Origin of the sequence: Bilophila sp. 4_1_30 (assembly GCF_000224655.1) — a bacterium.
In the GTDB taxonomy this organism is placed as follows: Bacteria; Desulfobacterota; Desulfovibrionia; order Desulfovibrionales; family Desulfovibrionaceae; genus Bilophila; species Bilophila wadsworthia.
Genome location: NZ_JH114231.1, coordinates 1,286,724 through 1,291,471, shown reverse-complemented (window position 1 = coordinate 1,291,471; position 4,748 = coordinate 1,286,724). Strand labels below are relative to the sequence as shown.

General features: G+C 62.2%; 4 protein-coding genes. All 4 read left to right on the top strand.

The genetic code is table 11. The annotated features are described in order from the left end of the window. The first annotated feature begins 285 nt into the window (after positions 1-285). The gene (gene gcvH, locus HMPREF0178_RS05780; RefSeq protein ID WP_009379805.1) at positions 286-663 is read left to right on the top strand and encodes a glycine cleavage system protein GcvH; all 378 of its coding nucleotides are present in this window, start codon (positions 286-288) and stop codon (positions 661-663) included. Continuing rightward, positions 663-1,985, top strand: a complete 1,323-nt coding sequence (gene gcvPA, locus HMPREF0178_RS05775) for an aminomethyl-transferring glycine dehydrogenase subunit GcvPA (RefSeq protein WP_009379802.1) — start codon at positions 663-665, stop codon at positions 1,983-1,985. Before gcvH ends, gcvPA begins: the two co-directional genes overlap by 1 nt. Beyond that, on the top strand, positions 1,985-3,466 hold the full coding sequence (gene gcvPB, locus HMPREF0178_RS05770) for an aminomethyl-transferring glycine dehydrogenase subunit GcvPB (protein WP_009379800.1): 1,482 nt from the start codon (positions 1,985-1,987) through the stop codon (positions 3,464-3,466). Before gcvPA ends, gcvPB begins: the two co-directional genes overlap by 1 nt. 187 nt (positions 3,467-3,653) lie before the next feature. Further along, entirely contained in the window at positions 3,654-4,694 is a 1,041-nt protein-coding gene (locus HMPREF0178_RS05765; RefSeq protein ID WP_009379798.1) for a lipoate--protein ligase, read from the top strand. Positions 4,695-4,748 lie beyond the last annotated feature (54 nt).

Genomic DNA, 4,748 nt, shown 5'->3' with positions numbered 1-4,748 from the left:
TTCTCCCTCCCCTCCCCTCCCCAAACCCACCTCTCCCTCTCCTAAGACGTTTGTAATGGGGGCGGGGGAGGCGAGTGAGCCTTGTTGAAAACGAAGAGGGAACTCCTGACGCGCTCGGGGCCGTCTGTATCCGCTCCGGTTGAAACGTTGTTTCGGCCGGAGCGGATACAGGCGGTTTTGAGGGGGTCCGGGGGGAATCATTCCCCCCGGGCGGGGTCAAGGGGCGGCAGCCCTTTGCCGCCGGAGGCATACCGTAAATATCAACCGCACGAGAGGAACACGATCATGTCCAACATTCCCGCCGAACTGCGTTACTCGGAAGATCACGAATGGATCAGCACCTCCGCCCCGTGGAAGATCGGCGTGAGCGATTACGCCCAGAACGCCCTCGGCGACCTCACCTATGTGGAACTGCCTTCCGTGGGCGACACCTTTGAGAAAGGTCAGGAGTTCGGCACGCTCGAATCCACCAAGTCCGTGAGCCCTCTGTTCATGCCCGTCGCCGGCACGGTCAAGGCCGTCAACGAAGCGCTGGTGGATGCCCCTGAAAAAGTGAATCAGGATCCCTACGGCGAAGGCTGGCTCATCGAAATCGAATCCGCCGAGGGCGTGAGCGAACTGCTGGATGCCGCGGCATACAAGGCGCATCTGGAGACCCTGTAATGCATCGTTATTTCCCCCACACCGCGGAAGACGAAGCGCAGATGCTCGGCGTCGTCGGCGCCGACAGGGTGGAGGACCTGTTTGCCTCCATCCCGGCGGATTGCCGCCACGAAGGCGCGCTTCCTCTGACCGCCATGACGGAGTGGGAACTGACGGCGCAGGCTGAAGCGCTGGCCGCTTCCATGCCCGCAGCCGGTTCCGCGTGGATCGGCGCGGGAAGCTACCAGCACTACATCCCCGCCGTTGTCCCGGCTCTTGCCGGCCGTTCCGAATTTTACACCGCCTACACGCCGTACCAGCCGGAAATCAGCCAGGGTACGCTGCAGGGCATCTTTGAATTCCAGACGCTCATCGCCCGTCTGCTCGGCATGGAAGTGGCCAACGCCTCCATGTACGACGGCGCGACCGCGCTGGCCGAAGGTGCGCTGATGGCCTGCCGCCTGACCAAGCGCAGCGCCGTGGCGGTTTCGCAGGCCCTGCATCCCCATTACCGCACGGTGCTGGACACGTACTGCAACGCCAACGGCATTGAAGTGCGCGACCTCACCATGACCGAAGAGGGCGGCACCAGCCTTGAGCACCTCAAGGACGATACGGAACTCGCCGCGCTGATCGTGCAGTCCCCCAACGTCTTCGGCGTGGTCGAACACCTTGCCGAACAGGCCGAATGGATCCATGCCCGCAAGGGGCTGTTGATCACCGGCTTCACTGAAGCGATGGCCTATGGCCTGCTGGCCACCCCCGGCAGCCAGGGCGCGGACATCGTGTGCGGCGAAGGGCAGAGCTTCGGCCTGTCTCAGGCGTTCGGCGGCCCTTATCTGGGGCTTATGGCGACCCGCAAGGCTTTCGTCCGCAACCTGCCGGGCCGTCTCGTGGGCCAGACCGTGGACAACAAGGGCAAGCGCGCCTTCGTGCTCACCCTGTCCACCCGCGAGCAGCACATCCGCCGCGAAAAGGCCGTGTCCAACATCTGCTCCAACGCCGGGCTGTGCGCCATGACCTGCGCCATGTACCTTGCGAGCATGGGCGGCACGGGCCTCCGCCATATGGCCCAGCTTAACCGCGACAAGGCCGAATACCTCAAGGCCGGCCTCGCCAAGCTTGGTTTCCGCCCCGTGTATTCTGGCCAGACCTTCAATGAGTTCGTGATGGCCGCTCCCGCCGGTTTCGACGCCAAGTGGAAGCGCCTCCTTGAAGAAAAGAAGATCATGTTCGGCATGGATCTGTCCAAGTGGTACCCGCTTGCCGACAGCTACCTCTTCTGCGTTACGGAAACCCGGAGCCGCGCCGACATCGACGCCATCCTGAAGGAGATCGCCTGATGAGCAATCAGTCTTGGCCCGGGGTGTCGAGTCTCGTACTGAACGAGCCCCTGCTGTGGGAAAAAGGCCGCCCCGGACGCGTGGGCGTGAGCCTGCCCGAATCGGACGTGCCCGCCGCCCCCTATGAGGCGGAAGGCATGGTGCGGACGGATCTGAATCTGCCCGACCTGGCTGAGCTGGATGTGGTGCGCCACTACACGCGCCTTTCCACGTGGAACTTCGGTGTGGACACGGGCATGTATCCGCTCGGTTCCTGCACCATGAAATACAACCCCAAGATCAACGAAAAAATCGCCGCGCTGCCCGGTTTTGCCGGTGCGCATCCGCTGTTCCCCTCCGAATATTCGCAGGGCGCGCTGCGGGTGCTGTACGAAACCGAGCAGATGCTGTGCGCCGTGACCGGCCTTGAGGCGTGCAGCCTCCAGCCTTCCGCTGGTGCGCACGGCGAACTGACCGGCATCATGCTCATTCAGGCATGGCACCGGGCGCAGGGCAACACGCGCACCAAGATGCTCATCCCCGACACCGCGCACGGCACCAATCCGGCCAGCGCCGCCCTGTGCGGCTTCTCGTCGGTAAAGGTTCCGCTCGGTCCCGACGGCATCCTGACCGTTGAGGACGTGGCCGCCCTGATGGATGACGACTGCGCCGGGATCATGATCACGAACCCGAACACGCTTGGCCTGTTCGAGTCCAACATCAAGGAAATCGCCGAACTCGTGCACGCCCGCGGCGGCCTTGTCTACGGCGACGGTGCGAACCTGAACGCGATCATGGGCTATGCCCACATGGGCCATATCGGGATCGACGTCATGCACATGAACCTGCACAAGACGTTCTCCACCCCGCACGGCGGCGGCGGCCCCGGCTCCGGCGCGATCTGCGTGAGCAAGACGCTTGTGCCGTTCCTGCCCGGCCCCCGTCTGGTCGAAACCGACGGCAAGCTCGACTGGGTGGACAACTCCGTCGACGCCGGAGGGCAGTCCATCGGCCGTATGCATCCCTTCTGGGGGCAGTTCGGCGTGGTCTTGCGCGCGTGGGCCTACATGAAGACCCTCGGCCCGGATCTGAAGCGTGCCAGCGAGCTGGCCGTGCTCAACGCGAACTATATCAAGTTCAGCCTCAACGATCTGTACGATCTGCCCTTCCCGCAGCCTTCCCTGCACGAATGTGTGTTCACGGACAAGAAGCAGGAAGAGTTCGGGGTCAGCACGATGGACATCGCCAAGCGCCTGATCGACTGCGGCATCCATCCGCCGACGATCTACTTCCCGCTGGTGGTGCACGGCGCGATCATGATCGAGCCCACCGAATCGGAAAATCTCGAGGATCTGGATGCGTTCATTGAGGCCATGCGTTCCATCGCGGAATTGGCCGAGACCGATGCAGACCTGTTGCATGCCTCTCCGACCCGGACTAAAGTGGGTCGCGTCGATGAAGTCGGCGCAGCCCGCAAGCCCGTTCTGACGGGCGATATGTAAACGAAAAACAGCCGAGGAGAGGGGAAGGGATCCGCAAAGAACGCTTTGCCGCCGTCGTCAGGATCACGGGCGACGCCCGACGGTTCGCTGTCGGGGATTCCTTCTCCTCTCTTTGCCGTTTTCTCGGCCCTTTGGGACTTTCATAATGGGACTGCGCCATTATGAAAGTTTTTTTATGGAGTTCCGCATGTATTGGATCGTGAATCATTCCCTCGACCCGGCATTCAACCTCGCGCTTGAGGAATATTTCTTGGGCCGGATCGAGCCCGGCCATCCCGGTTACGCCATCCTGTGGCAGAACAGCCCGGCCATCGTGGTGGGGCGGTTCCAGAATACCCGTCAGGAAGTGAACGCCGATTTCGTGCGCGAGCGCGGGATCAGCGTGGTGCGCCGGATGACGGGCGGAGGCTCGGTCTATCACGACGCCGGGACGCTCAACTATACCTTCATCCATCATCTGGACAAGGAAGGAGCCCTGCCCGCCTTCAGCGAAGCCGGAAAACCCATTGCCGAGGCGCTGCAAAAGCTCGGGCTGCCCGTGACCTTTTCCGGGCGTAACGATCTGATGCTGGACGGCCTGAAAGTAGCGGGCGTGGCGCACTGCCGCCGGGGGATGCGTTATCTGCATCACGGCTGTATTCTGGTAAACAGCAACCTTGATGTACTGTCTCAGGCGCTCAATGTGGACCCGGCCAAGTACAAGTCAAAGGGCGTGGCCTCTGTCCGCAGCCGCGTGGGGAATCTGGCTGAGTATCTGGCCGTGCACTCTCCGGATCTGCCGCCGCTGACGGTACAGCGCGTGCGCGATGCGATCATGGAGCACCGTTCCGGGGATGAATACCGGATGAACGCGGCGGATTTCGTCGCCATCACCCGTCTGCGGGACGCCAAATACTCGACGTGGGATTGGACGTACGGCGCGTCGCCTCCGTTCACGGAGCGCAAGGCGCAGCGTTTCCCTTGGGGCAAGGTGGAGGTTTCCTACGACATCCGGCAGGGCAGCGTGGTCGAGTGTCATTTTTACGGCGATTTCTTCATGGCCGGGCCGGGCAAGAGCCTGACCGACGAGGCGAGCAGCTGCGAGATTTATGATCTGGAAGAGGCCATGCGCGGCGTTCCCTACACGAACGAGGCCCTTTCACCCGTGCTTGACCGTTTTCCGCTGCATCTGCTGTTCAGCGGCTGTGACCCGGATGAGCTGAAAGCCTTTTTATTGCCGGGTAGATAGAGCAAGTTGGAAATATTGGGGAAGGGAGGGAAAACTTTTCTGAAGAAAAGCTTT